1 pseudogene is annotated in these 484 nt (G+C 51.4%); it reads left to right on the top strand.

The window, feature by feature from the left end:
* Window positions 1-116 precede the first annotated feature (116 nt).
* Window positions 117-484, top strand: a pseudogene (locus ACTHUT_RS21760) (polyamine ABC transporter substrate-binding protein); the annotation flags it as partial.

Here is a 484-nt window from a genome sequence, read left to right as displayed (position 1 = left end):
ACCTTGCTGAATCAAGGGCAAAGGACACATGCCGGCCGCCCCCACAGTTTCCCTTTTGTAAGTGGCATCTGCCACCGCTGCAATATTTTTACCCCCCGAACAAAAGGTCTGAAACCATGAAAAAATCTTTGATGGCGGCGGCAATCGTGAGCCTCGTCTTGACTGCGTGCAGCGGCGGACAAGGAACCGCCGCAGAATCTTCCGCATCTCAAACTTCCTCTTCCCAAACCGATAAACTCAATATCTACAACTGGTCGGATTATGTCGATCCGGCCACGCTGTCTGCGTTTGAAAACAAAACGCATATCAACGTCCGCTACGATTACTACGACAGCAACGAAGCGCTGGAAGCCAAGCTGCTGACCGGCAAGTCGGGTTATGACCTGGTTGCGCCGTCTATTGCCAATGTCGGCCGTCAGATTAAAGCCGGCGCGTATCAAAAAATCGACAAATCGCAAATTCCCGATTACGCCAATATCGATCC

The organism is Neisseria sp. P0022.S010 (assembly GCF_051956635.1).
Note: the sequence above shows the minus strand (reverse complement) of the source record. Positions and strands in the feature narration are given on the sequence as shown.